General features: G+C 69.6%; 26 protein-coding genes. 16 read left to right on the forward strand and 10 right to left on the reverse strand.

All coding sequences use genetic code 11. The features are described 5' to 3' along the window. Window positions 1-36: 36 nt before the first annotated feature. The 4 genes from pstS to pstB all read left to right on the forward strand — a co-directional run bounded on the left by pstS (window position 37) and on the right by pstB (window position 4,130). On the forward strand, window positions 37-1,128 hold the full coding sequence (gene pstS / locus FCL41_RS01950) for a phosphate ABC transporter substrate-binding protein PstS (RefSeq protein ID WP_137064218.1): 1,092 nt from the start codon (window positions 37-39) through the stop codon (window positions 1,126-1,128). Between the two features lie 95 nt (window positions 1,129-1,223). Then, the gene (gene pstC, locus FCL41_RS01955; RefSeq protein WP_239021727.1) at window positions 1,224-2,174 is read left to right on the forward strand and encodes a phosphate ABC transporter permease subunit PstC; all 951 of its coding nucleotides are present in this window, start codon (window positions 1,224-1,226) and stop codon (window positions 2,172-2,174) included. A 1-nt stretch (window position 2,175) separates the two neighbouring features. Continuing rightward, on the forward strand, window positions 2,176-3,327 hold the full coding sequence (gene pstA / locus FCL41_RS01960; protein WP_137064217.1) for a phosphate ABC transporter permease PstA: 1,152 nt from the start codon (window positions 2,176-2,178) through the stop codon (window positions 3,325-3,327). Between the two features lie 23 nt (window positions 3,328-3,350). Next, on the forward strand, window positions 3,351-4,130 hold the full coding sequence (gene pstB / locus FCL41_RS01965) for a phosphate ABC transporter ATP-binding protein PstB (protein ID WP_137064216.1): 780 nt from the start codon (window positions 3,351-3,353) through the stop codon (window positions 4,128-4,130). A 74-nt stretch (window positions 4,131-4,204) separates the two neighbouring features. Here pstB and FCL41_RS01970 read toward each other — a convergent pair whose 3' ends face one another. From FCL41_RS01970 to dtd, 4 genes are all read right to left on the reverse strand, one after another. Next, window positions 4,205-5,200 carry an inorganic phosphate transporter gene (locus FCL41_RS01970; RefSeq protein WP_137064215.1) on the reverse strand — a complete coding sequence of 332 codons (996 nt, stop codon included), beginning with the start codon at window positions 5,198-5,200 and terminating at the stop codon, window positions 4,205-4,207. A 4-nt stretch (window positions 5,201-5,204) separates the two neighbouring features. Beyond that, window positions 5,205-5,822, reverse strand: coding sequence for a DUF47 domain-containing protein (locus tag FCL41_RS01975; protein ID WP_137064214.1), 618 nt, complete (start codon window positions 5,820-5,822; stop codon window positions 5,205-5,207). A 77-nt stretch (window positions 5,823-5,899) separates the two neighbouring features. Further along, window positions 5,900-8,071, reverse strand: coding sequence for an RNA degradosome polyphosphate kinase (locus FCL41_RS01980; RefSeq protein ID WP_137064213.1), 2,172 nt, complete (start codon window positions 8,069-8,071; stop codon window positions 5,900-5,902). A 60-nt stretch (window positions 8,072-8,131) separates the two neighbouring features. Next, the gene (gene dtd, locus FCL41_RS01985; RefSeq protein WP_137064212.1) at window positions 8,132-8,557 is read right to left on the reverse strand and encodes a D-aminoacyl-tRNA deacylase; all 426 of its coding nucleotides are present in this window, start codon (window positions 8,555-8,557) and stop codon (window positions 8,132-8,134) included. Window positions 8,558-8,635: 78 nt separating this feature from the next. On the opposite strand from dtd, the gene FCL41_RS01990 reads away from it, so the two are divergent. Continuing rightward, entirely contained in the window at window positions 8,636-9,463 is an 828-nt protein-coding gene (locus FCL41_RS01990) for a beta-keto acid cleavage family enzyme (RefSeq protein ID WP_137064211.1), read from the forward strand. A 144-nt stretch (window positions 9,464-9,607) separates the two neighbouring features. Next, window positions 9,608-10,414, forward strand: coding sequence for a glycosyltransferase family 87 protein (locus FCL41_RS01995; RefSeq protein ID WP_137064210.1), 807 nt, complete (start codon window positions 9,608-9,610; stop codon window positions 10,412-10,414). On the opposite strand, the gene FCL41_RS02000 is transcribed toward FCL41_RS01995, so the two are convergent. Continuing rightward, window positions 10,408-10,770, reverse strand: coding sequence for a DsrE family protein (locus FCL41_RS02000; RefSeq protein ID WP_137064209.1), 363 nt, complete (start codon window positions 10,768-10,770; stop codon window positions 10,408-10,410). The genes FCL41_RS01995 and FCL41_RS02000 overlap by 7 nt on opposite strands. Window positions 10,771-10,793: 23 nt before the next feature. Here FCL41_RS02000 and FCL41_RS02005 point away from each other — a divergent pair, with 23 nt between their 5' ends. The 3 genes from FCL41_RS02005 to ygfZ are packed head-to-tail and all read left to right on the forward strand — an operon-like array spanning window position 10,794 to window position 12,752. After that, the gene (locus FCL41_RS02005; protein WP_137064208.1) at window positions 10,794-11,288 is read left to right on the forward strand and encodes a heme-binding beta-barrel domain-containing protein; all 495 of its coding nucleotides are present in this window, start codon (window positions 10,794-10,796) and stop codon (window positions 11,286-11,288) included. A gap of 9 nt (window positions 11,289-11,297) precedes the next feature. Then, window positions 11,298-11,789, forward strand: coding sequence for a Fur family transcriptional regulator (locus FCL41_RS02010; RefSeq protein ID WP_137064207.1), 492 nt, complete (start codon window positions 11,298-11,300; stop codon window positions 11,787-11,789). Between the two features lie 9 nt (window positions 11,790-11,798). Next, on the forward strand, window positions 11,799-12,752 hold the full coding sequence (ygfZ, locus tag FCL41_RS02015; protein WP_137064206.1) for a CAF17-like 4Fe-4S cluster assembly/insertion protein YgfZ: 954 nt from the start codon (window positions 11,799-11,801) through the stop codon (window positions 12,750-12,752). Window positions 12,753-12,806: 54 nt separating this feature from the next. On the opposite strand, the gene mshD is transcribed toward ygfZ, so the two are convergent. Both mshD and FCL41_RS02025 read right to left on the reverse strand, forming a co-directional pair. Continuing rightward, a complete protein-coding gene (gene mshD / locus FCL41_RS02020) occupies window positions 12,807-13,637 on the reverse strand; it encodes a mycothiol synthase (RefSeq protein ID WP_137064205.1) in 831 nt (276 codons plus the stop codon). 89 nt (window positions 13,638-13,726) lie between these two features. Then, window positions 13,727-14,506, reverse strand: coding sequence for a response regulator transcription factor (locus FCL41_RS02025; protein ID WP_137064204.1), 780 nt, complete (start codon window positions 14,504-14,506; stop codon window positions 13,727-13,729). An 87-nt stretch (window positions 14,507-14,593) separates the two neighbouring features. On the opposite strand from FCL41_RS02025, the gene FCL41_RS02030 reads away from it, so the two are divergent. The 5 genes from FCL41_RS02030 (at window position 14,594) to FCL41_RS02050 (ending at window position 17,501) form a co-directional block, all read left to right on the forward strand. After that, a complete protein-coding gene (locus FCL41_RS02030; RefSeq protein ID WP_137064203.1) occupies window positions 14,594-14,863 on the forward strand; it encodes a ubiquitin family protein in 270 nt (89 codons plus the stop codon). 157 nt (window positions 14,864-15,020) lie between these two features. Continuing rightward, on the forward strand, window positions 15,021-15,500 hold the full coding sequence (locus tag FCL41_RS02035) for a thioredoxin family protein (RefSeq protein WP_137064202.1): 480 nt from the start codon (window positions 15,021-15,023) through the stop codon (window positions 15,498-15,500). Between the two features lie 302 nt (window positions 15,501-15,802). Then, window positions 15,803-16,285 (forward strand): DUF4395 domain-containing protein, encoded by a 483-nt coding sequence (locus tag FCL41_RS02040; RefSeq protein ID WP_137064201.1) that lies wholly within the window; start codon window positions 15,803-15,805, stop codon window positions 16,283-16,285. 71 nt (window positions 16,286-16,356) lie between these two features. Further along, the gene (locus FCL41_RS02045) at window positions 16,357-17,205 is read left to right on the forward strand and encodes a sulfurtransferase (protein ID WP_137064200.1); all 849 of its coding nucleotides are present in this window, start codon (window positions 16,357-16,359) and stop codon (window positions 17,203-17,205) included. Further along, on the forward strand, window positions 17,205-17,501 hold the full coding sequence (locus FCL41_RS02050; protein WP_137064199.1) for a DUF1416 domain-containing protein: 297 nt from the start codon (window positions 17,205-17,207) through the stop codon (window positions 17,499-17,501). Before FCL41_RS02045 ends, FCL41_RS02050 begins: the two co-directional genes overlap by 1 nt. A 61-nt stretch (window positions 17,502-17,562) precedes the next feature. Here the strand turns inward: FCL41_RS02050 and FCL41_RS02055 are convergent, their stop codons facing one another. Together FCL41_RS02055 and FCL41_RS02060 are read right to left on the reverse strand one after the other, a co-directional pair. Beyond that, on the reverse strand, window positions 17,563-18,717 hold the full coding sequence (locus FCL41_RS02055) for an acyltransferase family protein (protein ID WP_170970124.1): 1,155 nt from the start codon (window positions 18,715-18,717) through the stop codon (window positions 17,563-17,565). A 144-nt stretch (window positions 18,718-18,861) separates the two neighbouring features. Beyond that, complete coding sequence (locus FCL41_RS02060) at window positions 18,862-20,175, reverse strand: HNH endonuclease signature motif containing protein (protein ID WP_137064197.1); 1,314 nt, start codon at window positions 20,173-20,175, stop codon at window positions 18,862-18,864. 421 nt (window positions 20,176-20,596) lie between these two features. Between FCL41_RS02060 and FCL41_RS02065 the strand changes: the two genes are divergently transcribed. Then, window positions 20,597-20,785, forward strand: coding sequence for a hypothetical protein (locus FCL41_RS02065; protein ID WP_137064196.1), 189 nt, complete (start codon window positions 20,597-20,599; stop codon window positions 20,783-20,785). A 59-nt stretch (window positions 20,786-20,844) separates the two neighbouring features. Further along, a complete protein-coding gene (locus tag FCL41_RS02070) occupies window positions 20,845-22,131 on the forward strand; it encodes an O-acetylhomoserine aminocarboxypropyltransferase/cysteine synthase family protein (protein WP_137064195.1) in 1,287 nt (428 codons plus the stop codon). A gap of 98 nt (window positions 22,132-22,229) precedes the next feature. Here FCL41_RS02070 and FCL41_RS02075 read toward each other — a convergent pair whose 3' ends face one another. After that, window positions 22,230-23,885: a sensor histidine kinase gene (locus FCL41_RS02075; protein ID WP_137064194.1), complete on the reverse strand. Its 1,656-nt coding sequence runs from the start codon at window positions 23,883-23,885 to the stop codon at window positions 22,230-22,232. Between the last annotated feature and the right edge of the window lie 6 nt (window positions 23,886-23,891).

Consider the following 23,891-nt stretch of genomic DNA (forward strand, 5'->3'; position numbering starts at 1 on the left):
GTCTCGACAACAGATGAGAGATCCAGGAGATCCGAAGTGAATCGCACTTCTCTTCGCCGGGGAATGGTCCCCGGCATCGCAGCCCTCGCCCTCGTCCTGACGGGCTGCTCCGCCGCCAACGAGAGCGGCTCCGCCTCCGACGGCGGGCTCGCCGGCACCCTCAACGGTGGCGGCGCCAGCTCTCAGGAAGCTGCCCAGAACGCCTGGCGCGCCGGCTACCAGGGGCTGCACAGTGACGTCACCGTCAACTACGACCCGACCGGCTCGGGAGGCGGACGTGAGAACTTCACCTCCGGCGGCTTCGCCTTCGCCGGGTCCGACTCCTACCTCACCGACGACGAGGGGGAGCTGAGCGCCGCCGAGCAGCGGTGCGCCGGCGACCCGATCGAGATCCCGAACTACGTGTCGCCGATCGCCGTGGTCTTCAATGTCGAGGGCGTCGACGAGCTCAACCTGACGCCGGACGCGATCGCCGGCATCTTCAACGGCACGATCACCCGCTGGAACGACCCGGCGATCGCCGCGAGCAACGAGGGCGTCACGCTCCCGGACGCCACGATCACCGCCGTCCACCGCTCCGACGAGTCGGGCACCACCGGCAACTTCACCCACTACCTCTCGGCCGTGGCGAAGAAGGCCTGGCCGCACGGCGAGGTCGAGAGCTGGCCGATCAAGGCCGGTGAGGGTGCCAACGGCACCTCGGGCGTCGTCTCCGCGGTGACCAACGGCAAGAACACCATCGGTTACGCCGACGCCTCCCAGGCCGGTGACCTCGGCACGGTCAACGTCCAGGTCGGTGACGACTTCGTCGGCCCGACCGCCGAGGCCGCCGCGAAGATCCTCGAGGTCTCCCCGCGGGTCGAGGGTCGTGCCGACTCGAGCCTCACCTTCGAGCTCGACTACACCACCGGCGAGGCGGGGACCTACCCGATCGTGCTCACCTCGTACCTGATGGCCTGCCCCACCTACGAGGACGGCACCACCGCCGACCTGGTCAAGGGCTACCTCACCTACGTCCTGAGTGACGAGGGCCAGAAGGCGGCCGCCGACACCGCAGGCTCCGCACCGCTCCCGGCCGGGCTGGCCGCGGAGGCCCAGGCGCTGGTCGACGGCATCAAGGCCCGCTGACCCGTGGCACATCCCGAACGGCCCGAGGGGATCTCGCACCGGCATCTTCCGGAGGCGGGGTCCCCTGTGGGCCGCTCGGAGCAGAAAGGACACCAGTGACCATCCTCGCCTCCTCCGGAGCGGCACGCCGTGCCGAGCACCCGGGCGCCCGGCGCAGGGGTGACGTCGTCTTCGCCTCCCTGGCGCGGGCCGCGGGCATCACGATCGTCGTCGCCCTCGCCGGCGTCGCGCTCTTCCTGACCCTGGAGGGCGTCCCCGCGGTCACGGCCCCGGCGGAGCGGATCGGCGCCGACAACATCGTCGTCTACGTCTGGCCGCTGCTCTTCGGCACGCTGCTGGCGGCGACGATCGCGATCGCGGTCGCCGCGCCGCTCAGCATCGCCCTGGCGCTGGTCATCTCCCACTACGCCCCGCGCCGCGTCGCCCGGCCGATCGGCTACCTGGTCGACCTGCTGGCCGCGGTGCCCTCGGTCGTCTACGGCCTGTGGGGCATCGAGTTCTTCGGGCCGCGGCTCGCGCCGGCGTACGAGTGGCTGGGCGAGCACCTCTCCTGGTTGCCGTTCTTCGCCGGGCCCGCGACCTCGACCGGCCGCACGATCCTGACCGCCGCGCTGGTGCTGGCGATCATGGCGTTGCCGATCATCACGGCGATCTGCCGCGAGATCTTCGCCCAGACCCCGACGCTGCACCAGGAGGCGGCGCTGGCCCTGGGCGCGACGAGGTGGGAGATGATCCGGATGACGGTCTTCCCCTACGGCCGCTCGGGCATCATCTCCGCGATCATGCTGGGCCTGGGTCGCGCGCTGGGCGAGACGATGGCAGTGGCCATGGTGCTCTCGGCCACCGGCGTCGTCACCTTCAACCTGATCTCGTCGGTCAACCCCTCCACCATCGCGGCCAACATCGCGCTCAGCTTCCCGGAGGCGTCGGGCCTGAAGGTCAACGTGCTGATCTTCTCCGGCCTGGTCCTCTTCCTGATCACCTTCGTCGTCAACTTCCTCGGCCGCTGGATCGCGGCGCGGGGCCGCGTGGAAGGAGGTCGCTGACATGTCGACCCCCACCCGCTCCACCAGCCGTTCGGCCCCGGACCTGTCCGCGGGTGCGACGCCTCCCGTCAGCGGTGACGGCGGGGTCGAGGCCACCCCCGGCGAGCCCGCTCGCGCCCTCAACACCCTCGTCCGGCCGCAGCTGCCCCGGTGGGCTCCGCTGCTGGTCGCCCTGGGCGCGGTGGCCCTCGGCACCCTGGTCGCCGTCGTCCTCGGTCGTGGCCCGGTGGCTGCGGCGCTGGTCGCGGCGGTGACCTTCCACGTCGTCATGCCCGTGTGGTCCAACGTGGTGGAGGGCGGGCGCAGGGCCAAGGACCGCGTCGCCACCCACGTCATGTGGACCGCGTTCGTGCTGGCGATGCTTCCGCTGGTCACGCTGCTGTGGCAGGTGATCAGCAACGGGCTCCCGGCACTGTCCGCGGAGTTCTTCACGTACTCGATGCGCAACGTCGTCGGCGAGGGTGGCGGCATCTACCACGCGATCATGGGCACGCTCATCGTCACGGCCTGGGCGACGCTCATCTCGGTGCCGATCGGTGTGCTGGCCGCGATCTACCTGGTCGAGTACGGACAGGGTTCGCGCCTGGCGCGGTGGATCACCTTCCTCGTCGACGTGATGACCGGCATCCCCTCCATCGTGGCCGGACTCTTCGCCTACGCCCTCTTCGTGCTCATCTTCGGCCCCGGCGTACGCATGGGCTTCGGCGGCGCCGTCGCCCTGGCCGTGCTGATGGTCCCGGTCGTGGTGCGCTCGACCGAGGAGATGCTCAAGCTCGTGCCCAACGAGCTGCGGGAGGCGTCGTACGCCCTCGGGGTGCCGAAGTGGCGCACGATCACGAAGGTCGTCCTGCCCACGGCCATGGCCGGCATCATCACCGGCGTGACGCTCGCGATCGCGCGGGTCGCCGGCGAGACCGCGCCGCTGCTCATCATCGCCGGCGACACCGACTCGCTGAACCTCAACGCCTTCTCCGAGCGGATGGCCACCCTGCCGGTGTTCATCTACTACAGCTACATGCAGCCGGGCGTGCCCGCCCACTTCGGCCAGGAGCGTGCCTGGGGCGCGGCCCTGGTGCTCATCGCGATCGTGATGGGCCTCAACCTCCTCGCCCGCGCCGTCGGCAAGTACTTCGCCCCCAAGACCGGTCGCTGACCGCAGAAAGAGACTGATCCACCATGGCTTCCAGCATCGACGTGAGTGACCTGAACATCTACTACGGTGACTTCCTCGCCGTCGAGGGCGTCAACATGTCCATCCGCTCCCGGTCGGTGACCGCCTTCATCGGCCCGTCCGGCTGCGGCAAGTCGACCATGCTCCGCACCCTCAACCGGATGCACGAGGTCCTGCCCGGCGCCCGCGTCGAGGGCAAGGTGGCCGTCGACGGCCAGGACCTCTATGACGTCTCGGTCGACCCGGTGCAGGTGCGCCGCCAGATCGGCATGGTCTTCCAGCGGCCCAACCCGTTTCCGACGATGTCGATCTACGAGAACGTGCTGGCCGGCAACCGCCTCAACTCCAAGCGGATGAAGAAGGCGGAGGCCGACGCGATCGTGGAGAAGTCGCTGCGCGGCGCCAACCTGTGGAAGGAGGTCAAGGACCGCCTCGACAAGCCCGGGATGGGGCTCTCCGGCGGCCAGCAGCAGCGCCTGTGCATCGCTCGCGCGATCGCCGTCGAGCCGCAGGTCCTGCTGATGGACGAGCCCTGCTCGGCCCTCGACCCGATCTCCACGGCGGCCATCGAGGACCTCATCCTCCAGCTCAAGGAGGACTACACGATCGTGATCGTCACCCACAACATGCAGCAGGCGGCCCGCGTCTCCGACGAGACCGGCTTCTTCAACCTCAAGGCGGCCGGCGAGCCCGGCCACCTGGTCGAGTTCAACTCGACGCAGCAGATGTTCGCCAACCCGGACGACCCGTCGACCGAGGCCTACATCTCGGGTCGCTTCGGCTGAGCCGGCCGCCGCGCCTCCCAGCAACGCAGAAGGCCCCCGGCGCGTGCCGGGGGCCTTCGTACGTCGCGTGCGGGTCAGGGCAGGAAGAAGTGCAGCACCCAGTAGGAGACGGCGGCGACGAGCGCAGACATCGGGAAGGTGAGGATCCAGGCCCAGACGATCGTCTTGGCGACGCCCCAGCGCACGGCGGAGAAGCGCTTGGTGGCGCCCACGCCCATGACGGCCGAGGTGATCGTGTGGGTGGTCGAGATCGGGGCCTCCCACACGTACGCGGTGGTGTAGAGCACCGAGGCCGCGACGGCCTCGGAGGCGAAGCCGCGGGCGGGGTCGAGGTGGATGATGCGACGACCCAGGGTCCGCATGATCCGCCAGCCACCGGCCCAGGTGCCGAGGGAGATCGCGGCGGCTGCCGCGAAGATGACCCACAGCGGAAGGTCGGCGTCCTCGGCGACGAAGCCGCCGGCGAGCAGCGCCAGGAAGATGACACCCATCGTCTTCTGGGCGTCCTGCAGGCCGTGACCGAGCGCCATGGCAGCGGCAGAGACGGTCTGCGCGATCTTGAAGTGGCGCTGCGCCTTGTGCTGGTTGGCACGTCGGAAGATCCACATGATCGCGAGCATCACCGCGAAGCCCAGCGAGAAGGCGACGATGGGCGAGACCAGCATCGGGATGACGACCTTGTTGAGCACCGTGGACCAGTTGACGAAGACGCTGGCGGCCAGGGCGGAGCCCACGAGGCCACCGATCAGGGCGTGCGACGACGACGACGGGAGGCCGAAGTACCAGGTGATCATGTTCCACGCGATGGCACCGATCAGGCCGCACATCACGATGGTCAGGGCATGCGCGCCCGACCCTGGGTCGATCGTGTCGCCGACTGTCTGGGCGACCTTCTGACCGAGGAACGCGCCGACGAAGTTCATGACCGCCGCCATGCCGAGGGCCACGCGCGGGGTGAGCGCGCGCGTCGACACGGAGGTGGCGATCGCGTTGGCGGCGTCGTGGAAGCCGTTGGTGTAGTCGAAGATCAGGGCGACGACGACGACCGCGATGACAATCGCGAGTTCCATCCGGTCAGGACTCCTTGACCGCGATCTGCTCCACCGTGTTGGCGATCTTCTCGAAGGCGTCGATCGCACCCTCGAGGGAGGTCACGATGTCCTTGAGCTTGAGCACGTCCATCGGCTGGTACTTGCCGGAGAACAGGCTGGCCAGGATGCGGCGGAAGCTCTTGTCGCCCTGGTTCTCGAGACGGTTGATCTCGATCCAGTACTCGGACAGGTCGGCCATGGACTTCAGCCGAGGCATGGCGTCGGCGGTCAGCTCGGCGCAGCGCTGGATGACCTCGACCTGGTTGGAGAGCTCGCTCGGCAGCACCGAGGGCTCGTACAGCAGGATCAGGTCGACCGCCTCGTCCATCATGTCCATGATGTCGTCGAGGCCCGAGGCGAGGTTGTAGATGTCCTCGCGGTCGAAGGGCGTCACGAAGGTCTGGTTGACCTGCTTGATGATCGCGTGCGTGGTCTCGTCCGCGGCGTGCTCCGCGTCCCGCATGCGGGAGGCGACGGCTTCACGGTCGGCGCCGTCGGCGAGCATCTCGGCCAAGAGGCCTGCTCCGACGACGATGTGACGGGCGGACTGTGCAAAGAGCTCGTAGAACGAGCTGTCAACGGGACGGAACTTCAAACCCACGGAAGGCTCCTGATGAGGAGGAAGAGAACGCTCAACATGCTACGGGCACGGATGGCGCGCGATGCAACTCAGGGCGCTCACCGTCGACGTCGTTGCCGCTCGATCAGCGTCGCCTGAAGGTCGATCGGGCCCGGGTGGCGGGTCCACGTGCCGTCGGGGCCGAGGTGCCAGGAGTCGGTGTTCGGGCCGAACGCCAGGTCGAGCAGCGCGTCGACACGTGCGACGTTGGCGCTGTCGGGCAGGCGTACGAGCACCTCGACGCGTCGGTCGAGGTTGCGGTGCATGACGTCGGCGGAACCGATCCACACCTGCGGTTCACCGCCGTTCTCGAAGGCGTAGACGCGGCTGTGCTCCAGGAAGCGGCCCAGGACCGAACGCACCTCGATGGTCTCCGAGAGCCGTTCGACCCCGGGGCGCAGCGCGCAGATGCCGCGTACGAGCAGCTGCACGCGTACGCCGGCCTGCGAGGCGAGGTAGAGCGCGTCGATGACGGCTTCGTCCACCACCGAGTTGGCCTTGATCCGGATGCCCGACGGGCGTCCGGCCCGGTGGTGCTCGATCTCGGCGTGGATCTGGTCGACCAGTCCGGAGCGGACCGTGCCCGGCGCCACCAGCAGCTCCTCGTACCTGGCGTTGCGGGAGATGCCGGAGAGGTTGTTGAAGAGGTGGGCCACGTCCTCACCGATGGCCTCGTCACTGGTCAGCAGGCCGAGGTCCTCGTAGAGCCGGGCGGTCTTGGGGTTGTAGTTGCCGGTGCCGATGTGGGTGTAGCGGTGGATGCCGTCGGGCTCCTCGCGCACCACCATCGAGAGCTTGCAGTGGGTCTTGAGGCCGACCACGCCGTAGACGACGTGGCAGCCGGACTGCTCGAGCTTGCGGGCCCAACGGATGTTGGCCTGCTCGTCGAAGCGGGCCTTGATCTCGACGATCACCAGCACCTGCTTGCCTGCCTCGGCGGCGTCGACGAGGGCGTCGATGATCGGTGAGTCGCCGGAGGTCCGGTAGAGCGTCTGCTTGATGGCGAGCACGTGGGGGTCGGCCGCTGCCTGCTCGATGAAGCGCTGCACCGAGGTCGCGAAGGAGTCGTAGGGGTGGTGCAGCAGGATGTTGCGGTGCTTGCGCACGGCGTCGAAGATGTCGACGGGTGACGCGGACTCGACCTCGGCCAGCTGTGGGTGGGTGCTGGGGACGAAGGTGGGGTACTGCAGGTCGTCGCGGGGCAGGTCGGCGATGGCGTGCAGGCCGCGCAGGTCGAGCGGCGCCGGCAGGCGGTAGACCTCCGACACCGAGACGCCCAGCTCGGAGGCGAGGAGGTCGAGCATCCGCGGGTCCATCGTCTCCTCGACCTCCAGGCGCACGGGTGGCCCGAAGCGCCGCCGCTTCAGGTCCTTCTCCAGCGCCTTGAGGAGGTTCTCGGCGTCGTCCTCCTCCACCTCGAGGTCTTCGTTGCGGGTGACCCGGAAGGTGTGGGTGGCGACGATCTCCATCCCGGGGAAGAGGCGCTTGAGGTGCTCGCCGATGACGTCCTCCAGCGGCACGAAGCGCTGGTTGCCCACGGAGACGAAGCGGGTGAAGGTCTGCGGCACCTTGACCCGCGCGAAGTGCTCGCTGTGGGTCTTGGGGTGGCGCACGATGACGGCCAGGTTGAGCGAGAGGCCGGAGATGTAGGGGAAGGGGTGCGCCGGGTCGACCGCCAGCGGCGTCAGCACCGGGAAGACGCGCTCCTTGAAGAACTTCTTGCAGTACTTCTGCTCCTCCTTGTCGAGCTGGTCCCAGCGGACCAGCTCGATGCCCTCGGCCCGAAGGTCCGGGATGAGGTCGGCGAAGACCTGGCACTGGCGGTCCATCAGCTGGCCCGCCTCGACCAGGATCGCGTCCAGCACCTCGCGCGGGCGCAGTCCGGAGGCGGCGCGCACGGCGACGCCGGCGGCGATCCGTCGCTTGAGGCCGGCGACCCGGACCATGAAGAACTCGTCCAGGTTGGAGGTGAAGATGGCCAGGAAGCGGGCCCGCTCCAGCAGCGGCAGGGACGGGTCCGCGGCGAGCTCGAGCACGCGCTGGTTGAAGCGCAACCAGCTCAGCTCACGGTCGGCGAACCGGTCCTCGAACGCCTCGACCGCGGCGAGCTCCTCGTGGTCGGGCACGTAGGGCGGCTCGACCTCGAAGGTGTCTGACGGAGGCCCGCTGGTCACTCCCTCGACCGGCCCGGCGTCGAGGGAGCCTTCAGGATGCGGGATCGAGATCGACATGCGCCCAGTGTGGCACCGAGTGATGAGGGAGGGCGATGAACACAGGGCAGAGAAGAGGTGTCAGCGCTCGAGCAGCAGGGTGACCGGCCCGTCGTTGACGCTCTCCACCCGCATGTCCGCTCCGAAGACGCCTCGCTCGACGTGGGCGCCGAGGCGCTCCAGCTCGGCACAGACGGCGTCGTACGCCGGCTCGCTGACAGGCCCCGGCGCGGCTGCGGTCCACGACGGCCGGCGTCCCTTGACGGCGTCGCCGTAGAGCGTGAACTGGCTGACCACCAGCACCGGTGCGTCGAGGTCGGAGGCCGAGCGCTCGTCGCGCATGATCCGCAGCGCCCAGATCTTGCGGGCGATCCACGCGATCTCGTCGGGGCCGTCGGTGTGGGTCACGCCGAGGTAGACCAACAGGCCCGGGCTGTCGATGGCGCCGACGGTCGTCCCGTCCACCGTGACTGATGCGGAAAGAACGCGCTGCACAACGGCTCGCACCTGAAGAATCTCCTGTTGTCGGCGCCTTTGACGGGTTGTTGCCCTTGGTTGAGCAGCCCCACTCTGCCACGATGAGGCATGACCGCACCGCTCCTCGTCACGGTGGCGCCCACCGGCGCCGAGACCCAGAAGTCCGACTGCCTCGCGTTGCCCACCACCCTGGAGGAGCTGGTCGCCACCGCCCGGGAGTGCGAGGCCGCGGGTGCGGCGATGGTCCACGTGCACGTACGCGACCACGACCACGCGCCGAGCCTGGAGCCCGCTCGACTCAAGGAGACCGTGGCCGCGCTGCGCGACGAGACCGACCTGGTCGTGCAGCTCTCGACCGGTGGCTCCGTGCATGACGCGCTGGAGGACCGGCTGCGGGTGCTCGACGCCGCTCCCGACTCCTGCAGCCTCACCATGGGCACCACGAACTTCGGCGACGACGTCTTCCTCAACCCCTGGCCCTTCGTCGTAGAGCTCTACACGGAGGTGCAGGAGCGCGGGATAGTCCCGGAGTTCGAGCTCTTCGACCTCGGGCAGGTCCACGCGCTGCGGCGCCTCCTCGACGCCCACGGACTGCCGGCCGGGGGCAAGGTCCACGTCGACCTGGTGATGGGGGTCCCCGGCGGCATGGCCGGCACCACCTCGTCCCTGGTCGCCGCGGTCCGCGACCTCCCGCCCGAGGTCACCTCGTGGTCTGCCACGGGCATCGGCCGCTCCACGCTGCCGGTGATGCTCGCCGCGCTGTCAGCCGGCGGTCACCTGCGCGTGGGGATGGAGGACGTGCTCACGATGAGCCCGGGCGTGCCGGTCTCCTCCAACGCCCAGCTCGTACGCCGCGCCGTCGCCGCGGGCGAGCTGGCGCAACGTACGCCGATGACCCCCGCCCAGGCGCGCGAGGCGTTGGGCGTGCGGGCGTGACGTCACCCTGAACGGAGCCGCAGCGGGCTCGTCGCGACACCTTGGTCGCGACACACCCTGGTCGCGCCGTCTTGGTGAGTTTTCTGACGGCGAGCGAGTCCGGCACCTAGGGTTCGGCATGTGACGGAGAGGCGCAGTTGGCTGGTGCCGCACGCCCTTTTGCTCACGTTGATGATGCTGGCTGCGCTCTACGCGGTGGCGCACTCGGTGGCCATGATCACCGAGTGGGGGTTGGGCTGGGACGCGCACGCCTACTACGTGATGTGGGACAACAACCTCTACGACGCCCCGCCCGGCTTCCTCGATGCCTACAACTACAGTCCCGTCTTCGCCCAACTGCTCTGGCCGCTCACGCACCTGCCGTGGCCGGTCTTCCTTGCACTGGTGATGGCCGGGTCGGTGGCGACCCAACTGTGGCTGCTCCGTCCTCTGTCGGTCGTCCACCAGGTGCTGATGCTGGCCATCTCGTCGGTGCAGGTGGTCTCGGGCAACATCGACTGGCTGATAGCCCTCGGCATCGTGTTCGGGCTGCGCCACGGCGCCCCGTGGGTCTTCGCGGCGGTCACCAAGGTCGTCCCGTGCCTGGGGCCGGTGTGGTTCCTCGCGAGGGGGGAGTGGCGTCGGCTCATGGTCTTCGCGCTCACCCTCGTGGCGGTCGTCGGCTTCTCGTACGCCTTGTCGCCGGGCCTGTGGCGCGACTGGTTCGTCTTCCTGCTTGACAACGCCGACCGCCGCCCCGGCATGGCGACCGACCTGCTCCCGCCGCTGTGGGCTCGGTTGGCGCTCGCGGTCGCGATCACGGTGCTCGCCGCTCGGCGCTCCTGGCCGTGGTTGCTGCCGGTGGCGATGGTGGTGGCCGCGCCCGTGCCGGGGACCGGGTCGTGGGCGCTGCTGGCGGCGATCCCGCGTCTGCGCCGGGCTGGCCTCGGCCCGTCCGGCGCGAATCAGTAGACGAGCGCCTGCACCTCGTCGGCCAGGACCTCCTCGGCGAAGGCTGCTGCCCCCGCGATGCGTACGCCCGCGAGCAGGTCGGCCTCGACGATCTCGCGTCGCGCCGCGCACTGCGAGCAGACGGTGAGCTGTCCGCCGGCGATCACGGCGTCACGCAGCCGGGCGAGCGACGTGGCCAGGTCGAGGGTGAACTCCTCGGCCTTGCCGGGGAGCCCCAGCCACGCGCCCTCCCCGGTGAGCCAGAGGGAGACGTCAGCTCCGGCGGCGACGGCGGCGGTGGCAACGGTGAAGGCCTGGTTGAGGCGCTCGGGCTCCTCGATGCCGCAGGTGACCTTGATGACGAGTGGGCGAACCATGGCCCCAGACTAGGATGGCGCCCATGGTGTTCCATCTCCCCGACAACCTTCACCCGAACTGCGGACCGATCGCGTGGCTCCTCGGCACGTGGCGGGGCAACGGGCACGGTGACTACCCGACGATCGACAAGTTCCAGTTCGGCCAGGAGCTGATCTTCACCCACGACGGTCGCCCGTTCTTCCACTACATGTCGCGCGCCTGGATCACCGACGCCGAGGGCAAGAAGGTGCGCGAGGGGGCGATCGAGACCGGCTTCATGCGCTGCCCCGAGCAGGGCAAGATCGAGTTCCTGCTCACCCACAACACGGGGATCTGCGAGATCTGGCACGGCGAGGCAGCCGACGGCAAGCTCGAGCTGACCACCGACGCGGTGATGCGCACCGAGACGGCCAAGGAGGTCGTCGCCGGCAAGCGCCTCTACGGCAACGTCAACACCGAGCTGATGTACGCCTACGACATGGCCGCCGTGGGGCAGCCCCTCCAGCCCCACCTGTGGGCCCGGCTGCAGCGCGCCTGAGGGGGACCGGTGGCTGACGAGCTCGCGAGCAGGCTGCGCACCAGCGGCTACCGCATGACTCCGCAGCGCCAACGCGTGCTGGCGGCCGTGGAGGAGCTGGGCCACGCCACGCCTGACGAGGTGCACGCGCACCTGGCCGGAGCGGTCAACCAGTCGACCGTCTACCGCAACCTCGAGGTGCTGGAGGAGCTCGGCCTGGTCCGCCACACCCACCTGTCCGACCGGGCCCCGACCTACCACTCGGCGCGCGCCGCCGAGCACTTCCACCTGATCTGCCGGAATTGTCAGGGCGTCACGTCGGTTCCACTGGAGCGGGCCGAGGCGTTCGCGCGGCAGCTGCGTGACGAGTTCGGCTTCGTGGCCGACGTCGGCCACGTGGCCGTCTTCGGCCAGTGCGCCGCGTGCTCCAGCGCTTCGGGCGGCGCGGCTGCTGGCCCGGCGACAGCTGGCCACGCCCTCGACAACCCCGCGTCCGACCACTCCCACAGCCACACGCACTGAAGGTGACCCATGACCAGCCGTAGCCCGTTCCTCGACCTTCCCGGTGCGGTCTCGGCCGACGGCATCGACGCCCCGGTCGCCGGACACTACGGCTCCTTCAACGTCGAGCAGCGGCGACTGGTCTCCGGTGACGGCTTCGTCGACCTCTCCCACCGCGACGTCCTGCGCATCACAGGGCCCGATCGCCTGACCTGGCTGCACTCCCTGACCACGCAGTTCTTCGAGGGCCTCGCCCCCAAGGTGTGGACCCAGGCGCTGGTGCTCAGCCCGCAGGGCCACGTCGAGCACCACTTCGTCGGGGTCGACGACGGCGAGTCCTTCACCGCCCACACCGAGCCCGGCCGCGGTGCCGAGCTCGTGCAGTGGCTCGACCGGATGCGCTTCATGACCCGCGTCGAGGTCACCCTCGTCGACGACCTCGCGGTCTGCTGGCGTCCCGGCGAGACCGAGGAGCACGCGGGCACGTACGACCTCGTGCCGCGCGACCGGCTCACCGCGTACGCCGAGGCAGCCGGGCCTGCGGCCGGGCTGATGGCGTACGACGCGCTCCGCATCGCCCGCGGTGAGCCGCGCCTCGGCGTCGACACCGACCACCGCACGATCCCCAACGAGGTCGGCTGGATCGGCTCGGCCGTCCACCTCGACAAGGGCTGCTACCGCGGCCAGGAGACGGTGGCGCGGGTCCACACGCTGGGCCGACCGCCGCGCCGCCTCACCATGCTCCACCTCGACGGCTCCGAGAACCGGCTGCCCGCCGTGGGCGGCGACGTGCTGCTGGGCGACAAGGTCGTCGGCTTCGTCGGCTCCTCGGCCCGCCACCACGAGCTGGGACCGATCGCCCTGGCGCTGCTCAAGCGCAACACCCCGATCGACGCCGAGCTGCGCGTCGACGCGATCGCTGCATCCCAGGAGGTCGTGGTCGATCCGGAGGTCGGGCTGCACGTCCGACCCAACCTGCGCTGAGAGTCAGGCTGGGCTGAACGTCAAGCTGGGCTGAACGTCAACCTGGGCTGAACGTCAGGCTGGGCCGCGTGTGTACATCACGTGGGTGTCGGCGTCGGCGTGGGTGAAGCCCAGCCGGGAGTACGTCCTGATCGCTGCGGCGTTGTCGCCCTCGACGTAGAGGATCACCTCGGTGGCCCCTGACTCCTCGAGGTGGTGCAGGCCGGCGAGGGTGACGAGGCGGCCGATGCCGCGTCCCTGTGCGTCGGGGTCCACGCCCACGACGTAGACCTCCCCGAGGGTGGGGGAGTGCTTCTTCGTCCAGTGGAAGCCGAGCGTCCCGCGCCCCTGGGTGGGGGTGGCGAGGATCAGTCCGGCGGGGTCGAACCACGGCTCGGCCATCCGGCGAGCCATGTCGACCAAGTCCATCGATCCCTGCTCGGGATGGCTGGCGAAGGCGCGTTGGTTGACCCGCAGCACCTCGTGGGAGTCGCCGCTGCGCTGGCCGAAGGCGTGCAGCTCGACGTCGTCCGGGACCTCCAGCTCGGGCAGCGGCTCCGCGCCTTCGCCGAGCGGACGACGCATCACCCACAGGTCGCGGGTGGCCTGCCAACCGGCGTGGGCGGCGAGCGCCCGCGCGCCGGGGTGGTTGCCGTGGCTCCATGCCCGGTCGACCTGGGGGTGCGTCTCCAGCGCGTCGGCCAGCAGCGACGAGCCGAGCCCCCGCCGCCGCGCCGGTGGGTCGACGACCAGGGTGAGCTCGGTCCCGCGGACGAGGTAGAACGCCGCGTCGCGCTTCACCGCGCGCAGCTGGTTGTCACGCAGGGCCATCGCCGTGGCCTCGTCCAGCGGGGAGGCGCCGTCGGCCGCGGCGGCGCGCTCGGCAATGGCCTCGATGCTTGGCATGCCCGGAGCCTATTGCCTGACGGGGCTCACCCGGTCAGGAGGCGACGGGAACGAGAACGAGTCCTTCACCCCGGACGGCGTGGTCGGGCTCAGGTGGTCTCGGACTCCACGTGGTTGTCCGCGGCGATGTCCGGCGTGGTGTCCGGCGCGGTGTCGGCGGGTGCGATCGACTCGGGCTCCTGGCCGCGGTCCTTCTGCAGGACGAACCGGTAGCCGACGTTGCGGACCGTGCCGATGAGGGTCTCGTGTTCGGGGCCGAGCTTCGCGCGCAGCCGCCGCACGTGGACGTCGACCGTCCGCGTACCCCCGAAATAGTCGTAACCCCAGACCTCCTGCAGCAGCTGTTGGCGGCTGAAGACACGTCCGGGGTGTTGGGCCAAGAACTTCAGGAGCTCGAACTCCTTGAAGGTGAGGTCAAGGGTTCGGCCTCCGAGTCGGGCGGTGTAGGTCGCGTCGTCCACGACCACCTCGCCGCTGCGGATCACGTGGGCGTCCGGGTCGGCGGCCTCCCGCTGGGCCGACAGGCGCCCGATCCCGAGACGGATCCGGGCCTCGAGCTCGGCCGGGCCGCAGGTGTGGAGCACGACGTCGTCCATGCCCCAGTCGTGGGCCACGACGGCGAGGCCGCCCTCGGTGACGACGAGCAGCACCGGTGCCTCGGAGCCGGTGGTGCGGATCAGGCGACAGAGGTCACGAGCGTGGGCGAGCTCTTGACGCCCGTCGACGAGGACGAGGTCGGAGTCCGGTGCCTCGAGCAGTGCGCTGCCCTCGGCCGGGAGGATCTTCACGTGGTGTCCCAGCAGCGCGAGACCGGGCAGCACGTCGGAGGACGGCTGGAGGGCGCTGGTGAGTAGCAGCAGAGTGCTCACGGCTGCCTCCCTCACTTGTGGACTGTGGGGAGAATAACCGGCATGGCGACCTTGCGTGACCACTCAAAGGCAGATGAGAGTGGCGACATGGGGCAGATCACACTCCGCTACTGGGCCGCCGCGCGGGCCGCCGCAGGCGTGGCGAGCGACGTCCTGACCGTGGAGGGGCAGCTCACCGTGGCGTCGGCCCGCGACCATGCCCTCGCTCTCCATGACCACGATGTGGACCTCGCTCGGGTCCTCGCGGTCTGCTCGGTGCTGGTGGACGACCGGCCGGTGGGGACGAACGATCCCGGGTCGGTCCCGGTCCCGGTGGGCAGCAGCGTGGAGTTCCTCCCGCCCTTCGCCGGCGGCTGAGGCCGGCGGGCAGCTGGTGAGCCCTATCGGGGTGCCCGCGTAGCCTCGGGTGCCCGTGGGCAGCGGGCGAGGCCATGGGTGCTTGGGTCGTCGACCGGGCGCGGTTCAAGGCTCTTCTTCCCGCCGGACAGGCGGGCTTGCACGAAGGATGAAGGAAATGACGCCAGGTCTGTGGGTTCTCGTGGCGAGCGTGGTCCTTGCCTGCGCCTTCGGGCTGTGGCGCGCAATGACCGACGGTCGGTTCCGCGGCACCCATCGGGTGCGGGGCGCTGGGCGAGAGGCCGCGACCTCCGACCCGGCTGGCACCGCGCACGAGCTGCCGCATGCTGACTCGGCGGTGAAGGACACGGCGTACGCCGACCAGCTCGGCGAGCGGGCGACGCTCCTGCAGTTCTCCAGCGCCTTCTGTGCTCCCTGCCGGGTGACGCGCCGGACGCTGGAGGAGGTGGCCGCGGTGGTCCCGGGTGTCGTCCACCTGGAGGTCGACGCGGAGTCGCACCTCGACCTCGTACGCCGCCTCGACGTCATGCGTACGCCCACGACGCTCGTGCTGGACGCCTCCGGCGTCGAGGTCACCCGGGCCGCCGGGGCACCCACCAAGCAGCAGGTGCTCACGGCGCTGGCGCAGGTCGACTGACGTCGCCGCCGCCTGAAAAGCACTCTCAGTCTCATCATGTGGTCTATGCGACCACAATGTGAGACGCGGATTCGCACCCCGTGAGGGAGTTCCCTACTCTCGACCCATGAGTTCGACCTGGTTGACGAAGCGACGCGCAGTGGATCACTGCCGCGTGCACTCGTCCCTCTGTCGAATGTCCTGAGGCTGACTCCAGTCCCTTTTGTCGATCGGATAACTCGACTAAGGTGCCGGGTGTCGGCCCCTCCTCCCGTGCGACGCGTCGTCGCATGCCGTTGGAACCCCTCACCAGGAATCAGGACATGAGCACTCTCGACACCCCTGCGCCCCAGGCGCCGACCGGCCACGCTGCGGACCAGGTCGACCCGCGCGGTCCCCAGTTCGGCGCCGTCCTCACCACGGTCGTCCTCGCTGTGGTCCTCGCGACCGCCCCGAGCGCGTTCGCCGTCGTCCTGCTCGCCGTCCAGGCGGTGCTCTTCGCCGCCGGAGCCCTGCTCGGCGTCAGCCGCACGCCGTACGCCTGGCTCTTCCGCACCCTCGTACGACCCCGCCTCGGCCCGCCCGCGGAGTGGGAGGACTCGGCGCCGCCGCGGTTCGCCCAGGCCGTGGGCCTCGCGTTCGCGGTCGTCGGCCTGGTCGGCTTCCTCGCCGGCCTCCAGATCGTGGGCCTCGTCGCCGTCGGCTTCGCGCTGGCCGCGGCCCTGCTCAACGCAGCCTTCGGCTTCTGCCTCGGCTGCGAGATGTACCTCCTGCTGCGCCGGGCCACGTCGCCCCGCACGGCCTGAGCGCACCCACCTGACACACCTGACACACCTGGTCACCTGCACCACCATCCCGAAAGAGAGAAGCACCAGACATGAGCCGTGAAGACTCCCTCGTTTCCGTCCAGTGGGTCGAGGACAACCTCGGCGCCGACGGCATCGTCCTGATCGAGGTCGACGAGGACACCGCCGCCTACGACAAGGGCCACATCCCGACCGCGATCAAGCTGGACTGGACGAAGGACCTGCAGGACCAGGTCCGCCGCGACTTCGTCAACAAGGAGGGCTTCGAGAAGCTGCTCTCCGAGCGCGGCGTCAGCAACGACGACACCGTCATCCTCTACGGCGGCAACAACAACTGGTTCGCCGCCTACGCGTACTGGTACTTCAAGCTCTACGGCCACAAGAACGTCAAGCTCATGGATGGTGGCCGCAAGAAGTGGGAGCTCGACGCCCGCGAGCTGACCAAGGACGTCCCGACCCGCCAGGCGACCAGCTACGTCGCCCAGGAGCAGGACCTCTCGATCCGCGCCTTCCGCGACGACGCGGTCAACGCCATCGGCGTGCAGAACCTCATCGACGTGCGCAGCCCCGACGAGTTCGCCGGTCGCCTGCTCGCCCCGGCCCACCTCCCGCAGGAGCAGGCCCAGCGCGCCGGCCACATCCCGACCTCGCTCAACGTGCCGTGGAGCAAGAACGCCAACGACGACGGCACCTTCAAGTCCGACGACGAGCTGCGCAAGCTCTACGACGAGGTCGGCATCGACGACTCCAAGGACACCATCGCGCTGTGCCGCATCGGTGAGCGCTCGTCGCTGACCTGGTTCGTGCTGCAGGAGCTGCTCGGCTACAAGAACGTCAAGAACTACGACGGCTCGTGGACCGAGTACGGCTCCCTCGTCGGCGTCCCGGTCGCGCTCGGCGACGAGCCCGGTGTCGCCTGATGTGCGGCGCGGTTGAGGGCGGTCTCTCGCTCGACGGCGTCAACGTCTCCAAGGAGGCCGTGATCCAGGGCCAGGTCCTGCGTGACGGTGAGCCCGTGGCCACCGGTTATGTGCGCCTGCTCGACAAGACCGGCGAGTTCACCGCCGAGGTCCCGCTGTCGGCCACCGGCCACTTCCGGTTCTTCGCCGGCGAGGGCGTCTGGACGCTGCGCGCCCTTGCCCCCAAGGCCGAGCCGGTGGACCGCAAGGTCCACGCCCAGGTCGGTTCCGTGGCCGAGGTCCAGATCGCGGTCTGACCTCGCACTGATCCACTCCCAGGACCCCGTCCCGCCTCGTGCGGGACGGGGTTCTGTGCGTTCAGCTCGGTGACTTCACGGCGAGGGCGTGACGGGAAGGTTCTTCTCCTCGCGCCGCCGTGGTGGTCCTCGGCGACGGAGGGTTCTGGAACCGTCCGGGCGAGAACCGACCCTTCGCTCGGAGCAGGGGCGACTCGAGGTAGCGGTAGCTGGCCCAAGCCATCACGAGCGTCACGGCCATGGTCATCGGGAACCAGTAGGTCGGGCTCACGAGGGCCACCATGGGGCGGAGTGCCAGGGGGTGGAGGAGGTACATGCCATAGCTCACGAGGCCGAGGTAGGCGAGCGGCTTCCAGGTCAAGAGTGGGCGAAGGAGGTGATCGTCTCGCATGCACGTGGTTGCCACCAGTGTCGCCATCGAGACAGCCAGCAGAGTCGGGTCCGGCTTCACGAAGAGGAGTGCGGCGACCGCCAGTGCCGCGCACAGGGGTGCGACGGGGTTGCACAGGAGCGGCGCGATGCGAACGAACACGGCTCGGGAGTGGAGCGCGATCGCCATGAGTGCACCTGCGCAGATGGCGGTGGCGAGACTGGTGAACACCGTGAGCGCGAAGGAATCGGCGCTGGTGGTGCTCGCGATCGCCACGTCGGCAATCGCAAGCGCGCCGATGATGATCCCCGCTGCCGTCAGGCCGAAGCGGCGAGGCAGCAGCAGCATGAGAAGTGGCGGCCACAGGAGGTAGAACTGCTCCTCGGTGGCCAGTGACCATGCGTGGTAGAAGACCGTCGGCTCGCCGGGGGTGAGCTCGACGAACCAGTTCGTCGTGTAGGTCGCAAAGGCCGGGAGGTTCGTGAAGAAGTTCTCGCTCACGCGAGTTCCCCGGAGTGGTCCCCAGCAGAGCACGAGGTAGAAGGCGAGAACGGCGTAGTAGAGCGGGAAGATGCGCAACGCCCGACGTACGAAGAAGGCGCGAAAGTCGATGCGGCCGCGTGCTTCGTGCTCACGCAGGAGCAACGTCGTGATGAGGAACCCCGAGATGGCGAAGAAGAGGTCGACGCCGCGGTATCCCAGGCTCAGGACGCCGTCGCTCGTCGCCGCCGAGTGATGCCACACGACGGCGATGATGCTGATCCCTCTGAGGCCGTCCAATGATGCGAAGTGCTTGCGTGACCGGTAGGACTCGTGGGCGCGCTCCCAGCGTGTCCTCGTGGTCATGCGAGTCATGGTCCCCCGAGAACGCGTGCCGCGCCGTGGATTTGCGGAAGCCGAGGATGGCCCTCCTGCCAGGGCAGGTGTGATGGTCGTCCTGCGCCGCGGTCAGACGACCGAGTGTCATCCAGCCTCGCCGCAAGCATCGGTCTACCTCCGTCGGTGGAACCGTAGGTCGCCGTTGGCCATCCGGCTGGTGTCGTAGCCGGGGTCGTGGGCTCGGTGGTGATGGTGGGAGCAAAGAAGGGCGGCGTTGTCGAGATCGGTGGTGCCGCCCTGCGACCAGGGGACGAGGTGGTGGGCTTCGGACCAGGTGCCGGGGATGTCGCATCCCTGGGCCCGGCAGGTGGTGTCGCGCAGCAGGAGTGTGCGGCGTTGAGCTTTGGTGAAGAGTCGTGAGGCCCGCCCGAGGTCGAGCACTTCGGAGTCGGTGCCCAGGACGGCTGGGATGATCTTGGCGTTGCAGGCGAGGCGTCGGGCTTGGGCGGCGGTGAGGGTGTCGAACCCGTCGCCGGGGACTCCGTTGTCCAGGGTCGCGGTGCCGATGCCGTCGCGCAGGGCGTCCAGGGAGATCGTGACGGTCACGTTCGTCGCGTCGCCGCCGTGGATCGGCAGGCGCTTCGGGTCGAGGGTCTCCAGGAGCTGACCGAAGGCTTCGGCGAGCCGCCGTGGGTGGTTGACGGCGGCCCGAAAGCGTCGCGCGCCCGCGCCGCGCTCGCCGTGCCCGTTGCCTCCAACGCCACCCGCGTTGCCCTCGGCGCCCGTGGACGCGCGTACGGCCCCGTCGGCCAGCCGCGGGTTGGTGAACGCGTGCAGGTAGGTGGCCAGGCGGGCTGCGACGGCGTCGGGGAGGACCCCGGAGATCCGGGTGAGTCCGTCTCCGGCCGCGCGCAGGCGCAGGCGTTGACGTTGGGCGGCGTACCGCTCGGCCTGCTCGAGGCGGCGGCGTTCGGCCTCCTCGAAGCGGTCGGGGTCGACCAGCTCAAGGATGCGGCGCCCCAGCACGGCCAGGTCCTTGGGGTCATGGTCGTCGGCCAGCCTCACCAGCTCGGCCTCCGCGCGGGCGAGGACGTCCTGGTCGACGTCGTCGGGCAGTTCCGCCATCGCGTGCGCGATCACCCGGGTCTGGGCCAGGTTGGTCCGTGCCTCGCGCAGTGCTGCGGCCAGGACCGGCAGGTCGCGGTCGAGCGCCTCGGCCAGCCGCAGGTCGGCGGCGGCGTCGCCGCGGCGTACGCGCCCGTGGTGGGCCAGCCAGGTCGCGATCGAGCGGAACCCTCCACCTTCGGCGACGTCACCGGCCGCAGCCATGACCCGCAGCCGCAGCTCGGCCACGCGCGACTCCGCGTCCGCCAAGGCGAGGAGTGCATCCGCCTTCTCCTCGGTCCGCATGAAGGTCGGGTTCACGTCGGCCACCGACTTCAGCGACGAGCTGATCGACGCAGCAACAGCGTTCACCGGATGCACGACCCCACCTCCTCCCACGACCACGACTCGGCACGCCGCGTCTGTGGCGTCTGCTGGTCGTTGCTCCTGGAGGCCCGGACCTGCCGGACGATCACGTCACCCTCGCAACTGGCCCCACCGTCTCCGGATGCCACCACCGAGGCGGTGACCCGGTGCCCTGAGTGAGAACCTGTGACCACTCTATTCGAACACCAGTTCGAAGAGCCATCCTCTAGATGGGTGATTCGAAATCCTCACGATCCCGGCAGTTGGCCCGTCATGATCGGCCTACGTCGCCGAAATCCATGCCCGGTTCCACGGCTCCCCGCTCCCGTGGGCGCTCGCGACCGATCCGCGCGATGGCTGCTCCCACCGCTCGGTCATCGACCTCCCGATCGGGCCCGGTGGCTGGGGCGTCTCCCTCCCGGAGAACATCGAGGAGGTGCTGGGGGAGCGGTGCGAAGACCTCGGGGACGCGCTCCTGGGTGTCGAGGGCGTCGTGGAGGGCTTCATGGAGGACCGCGACCGCGCGCTGCTCACCGCGGCGCCGGGGACGACGTCCGAGCAACTGCTGTCTCGTGTGACGGACGCGGTGCTCGCACTGCGAGACGTTGGCCTGAATGAAGTCTAGTCTCCTAGTTGTATTTCAGACGTGACGCTGTTCGTCACTTCGTCAGCCCAGGAGCCCTCATGAACTACCGTCCCGAGACTCTCGCCGTGCACGCCGGCCAGGAGGTCGCCGACCCGACCACCAACAGTCGCGCGGTCCCGATCTACCAGACCACCTCGTACGTCTTCAACGACACCGAGCACGCCGCGAACCTCTTCGCGCTGGCCGAGCCGGGCAACATCTACACGCGCATCATGAACCCGACCCAGTCGGTCTTCGAGGACCGCGTCAACCAGCTCGAGGGCGGCGTCGGCGCGCTGGCCGTCGCGTCGGGCTCCGCGGCCATCACCTACTCGGTCCTCAACCTGACCTACGCCGGCGACAACATCGTCGCGATGTCCACGCTCTACGGCGGCACGTACGCCCTCTTCGCCCACACGCTGCCGCAGTTCGGCATCGAGGTGCGCTTCGTCGACCCGACGAAGCCCGAGGACCTGGCCAAGTACGTCGACGAGAAGACCAAGCTGGTCTTCGGCGAGACCGTCGGCAACCCGAAGATCAACGTCGCCGACCTCGACGCCTGGTCGGAGGCCGCGCACGCGCAGGGCCTGCCGTTCATCGTCGACGCCACCGCCTCGACCCCCTACCTGGTGCGCCCGTTCGAGCACGGCGTCGACGTCGTGGTCCACTCCGCCACCAAGTACATCGGCGGCCACGGCACCTCCATCGGCGGCATCATCGTCGACTCGGGCAACTTCGACTGGGCCGCCCACGCCGAGCGCTTCCCGGGCCTCACCGGCCCGGACTCCGCCTACCACGGTGTCGTGTGGACCGAGGCCGTCGGCAACCTCGCCTTCATCATCCGCGCCCGCACGGTGCTGCTGCGCAACACCGGCGCCGCGATCACCCCGCACAACTCGTGGCTCTTCCTCCAGGGCCTGGAGACGCTGCACCTGCGCATGGAGCGCCACTCCTCCAACGCGTTGGCCGTCGCCCAGTGGCTCGAGGCGCACGACCTCGTCGCGTGGGTCTCCTACCCGGGTCTGGAGTCCAGCGCCGACCGCGAGGTCTACGACCGCATCTCCACCGGCAAGGGTTACGGCGGCCTCCTCTCCTTCGGCCTGAAGTCGGGCCGTGAGGGTGGCAAGAGGTTCATCGAGGCGCTCAACCTCTTCAGCCACCTGGTCAACATCGGCGACGCCAAGTCGCTCGCGGTGCACAACGCCACCACCACCCACTCGCAGCTCACGCCCGAGGAGCTCGAGGCGGCCGGTGTGCCGGAGGACCTGGTGCGTCTCTCCATCGGCATCGAGAACGTCGACGACCTGATCGCCGACCTCGAGCAGGCGCTCACCGCCAGCAAGTGACCTGACGCCCCGCGTCCCCACGGCCCCATCCGCTCCCGGCGGGTGGGGCCGTTCGCGTCGACGTACGGCCCGTACGCGCCCACCGCGCCGTCGCTGCGTCAGACCTCGGCCTGCGGAGGTCCGTCGAGGGGGAGCCGCACCTCGAAGCGGGTGCCCGCCCCCGGGTTGCTCTCCAGCTCGATCACGCCTCCGTGGGCCTCGACGATCGCCTTCACCACCGACAGTCCGACGCCGATGCCCTGCACGGCCTGCTCGGTGGCGCTGGCCGTGCGGTAGAACCGCTCGAAGACGTGGCTCTGCTCGCTCTCGCTGAGTCCCGGGCCGGTGTCGGCGACCTCCAGGACGAGGTCGTCGGCGTGCTGCCACAGGCGTACGTCGACCGCTCCCGGAGCGGGCGTGTACTTCACAGCGTTGTTGACGAGGTTGTCGATGACCTGGGCGAACCTGTCCGGGTCGAGCGTGGCCTTGAGTCCCGGTTGCACCTGCACGGTGAGGTCGATGCCGGCGGCGTCGGCCGCGTGATGGAGCTGCGTGAGGGTGGTGTCCGTCAGCTCGACCACGTCCACCGAGCGCAGCTTGAGCTCCATGCCCTCGCCCGTGCCCGACGCCTGGATGAGCTGGCTGACCCGGCTCAGCAGGACGTGGGCGTTGCGCTGGGCGATCCGGAGCATCGACAGCGCCGTGACGTCATCGGCGTCGAGCTCCTCCTCGATCAGCTCGTGGTAGCCGATGATCGAGGTGAGTGGCGTACGCAGCTCGTGAGAAACGGTGGTGAGGAACTCCTCGCGGGCGCGCACGGAGTCCAGGACGTCGGTGACCGGGATGCCCACGATGACGTAGCCGTAGCGGTCCTCGGGCGTGCGGTGGATCTGGCGTGCGTAGAGCAGGTAGGCGACCTGGTCGCCGGGCGGGCCGAACCAGGCGAGCTGCGCGTCGAACTCCTCCCCCCGGTGGGCCCGGGGGATCGCGTACTCCTCCGGTGGGACCGGCGTCACCCGGTCGGCCTCGTAGTAGTGCACCACCGGCTCGGCCGTGCCGTCGCTCCGGATCCCGGCCCGGGCGGCCAGAGCGCGGGCGTCGGGGTTGTCCCAGATCTGCTCGCCGGCGTCGTCGTAGGCGACGATCGTGACCTGCACGGTGTCGAGCAGGGTCTTCATGAGCAGGAGCTGGTCCTCGGAGGCCTCCAGCGTGGCGCGGAGCCGGTCTGCCTGCTCGGTGAGCCGTTGCTCGCGCCTCTCGCGTTCGAGGGCGAGCTGGAGTCCGCCGAAGAGCAGGCCGAGGCCCAGGAGCACCAGGGGCACGTACTGCACCCACAGGGGTTCGCCCTGGCCCGGGACGACGCCGCCTGAGTAGAGCATCTGCAGGACCGCGAGCAGGCCGACGAAGGCGAGGAGCGCGCCCGTGGTGCCGAACTCGAAGGCGAGCCACAGCAGCGGCAGCGTCACCACCAGGGCGGCCGTCGGCGCCACCGGCACGATCTCGGTGCCCATCCACAGCAGGGCCGCCAACGACAGGACCGGGAGGAGGGGCCGCCACCGCTGCGACAGGCGTCCGGTGTGCACCAGCCACTTGACGCTCGCCACGGCCGTCAGGACCACCAGGCCGAGCGCGGTCGGCCACCCCTCGGCGTCCGGGCCGTCGACGACCAGGATGCTGGCGGTGACCAGGACCGAGACGACCAAGGTGGAGACCGGCCACACCATGCTGGTGGGTCGGTCGGCGTGTCGACGGGGGACCTGGGACGGGCCGCTCACCGTGGT

The sequence above is a fragment of the Nocardioides jishulii genome, assembly GCF_006007965.1.
Taxonomy (GTDB): domain Bacteria; phylum Actinomycetota; class Actinomycetes; order Propionibacteriales; family Nocardioidaceae; genus Nocardioides; species Nocardioides jishulii.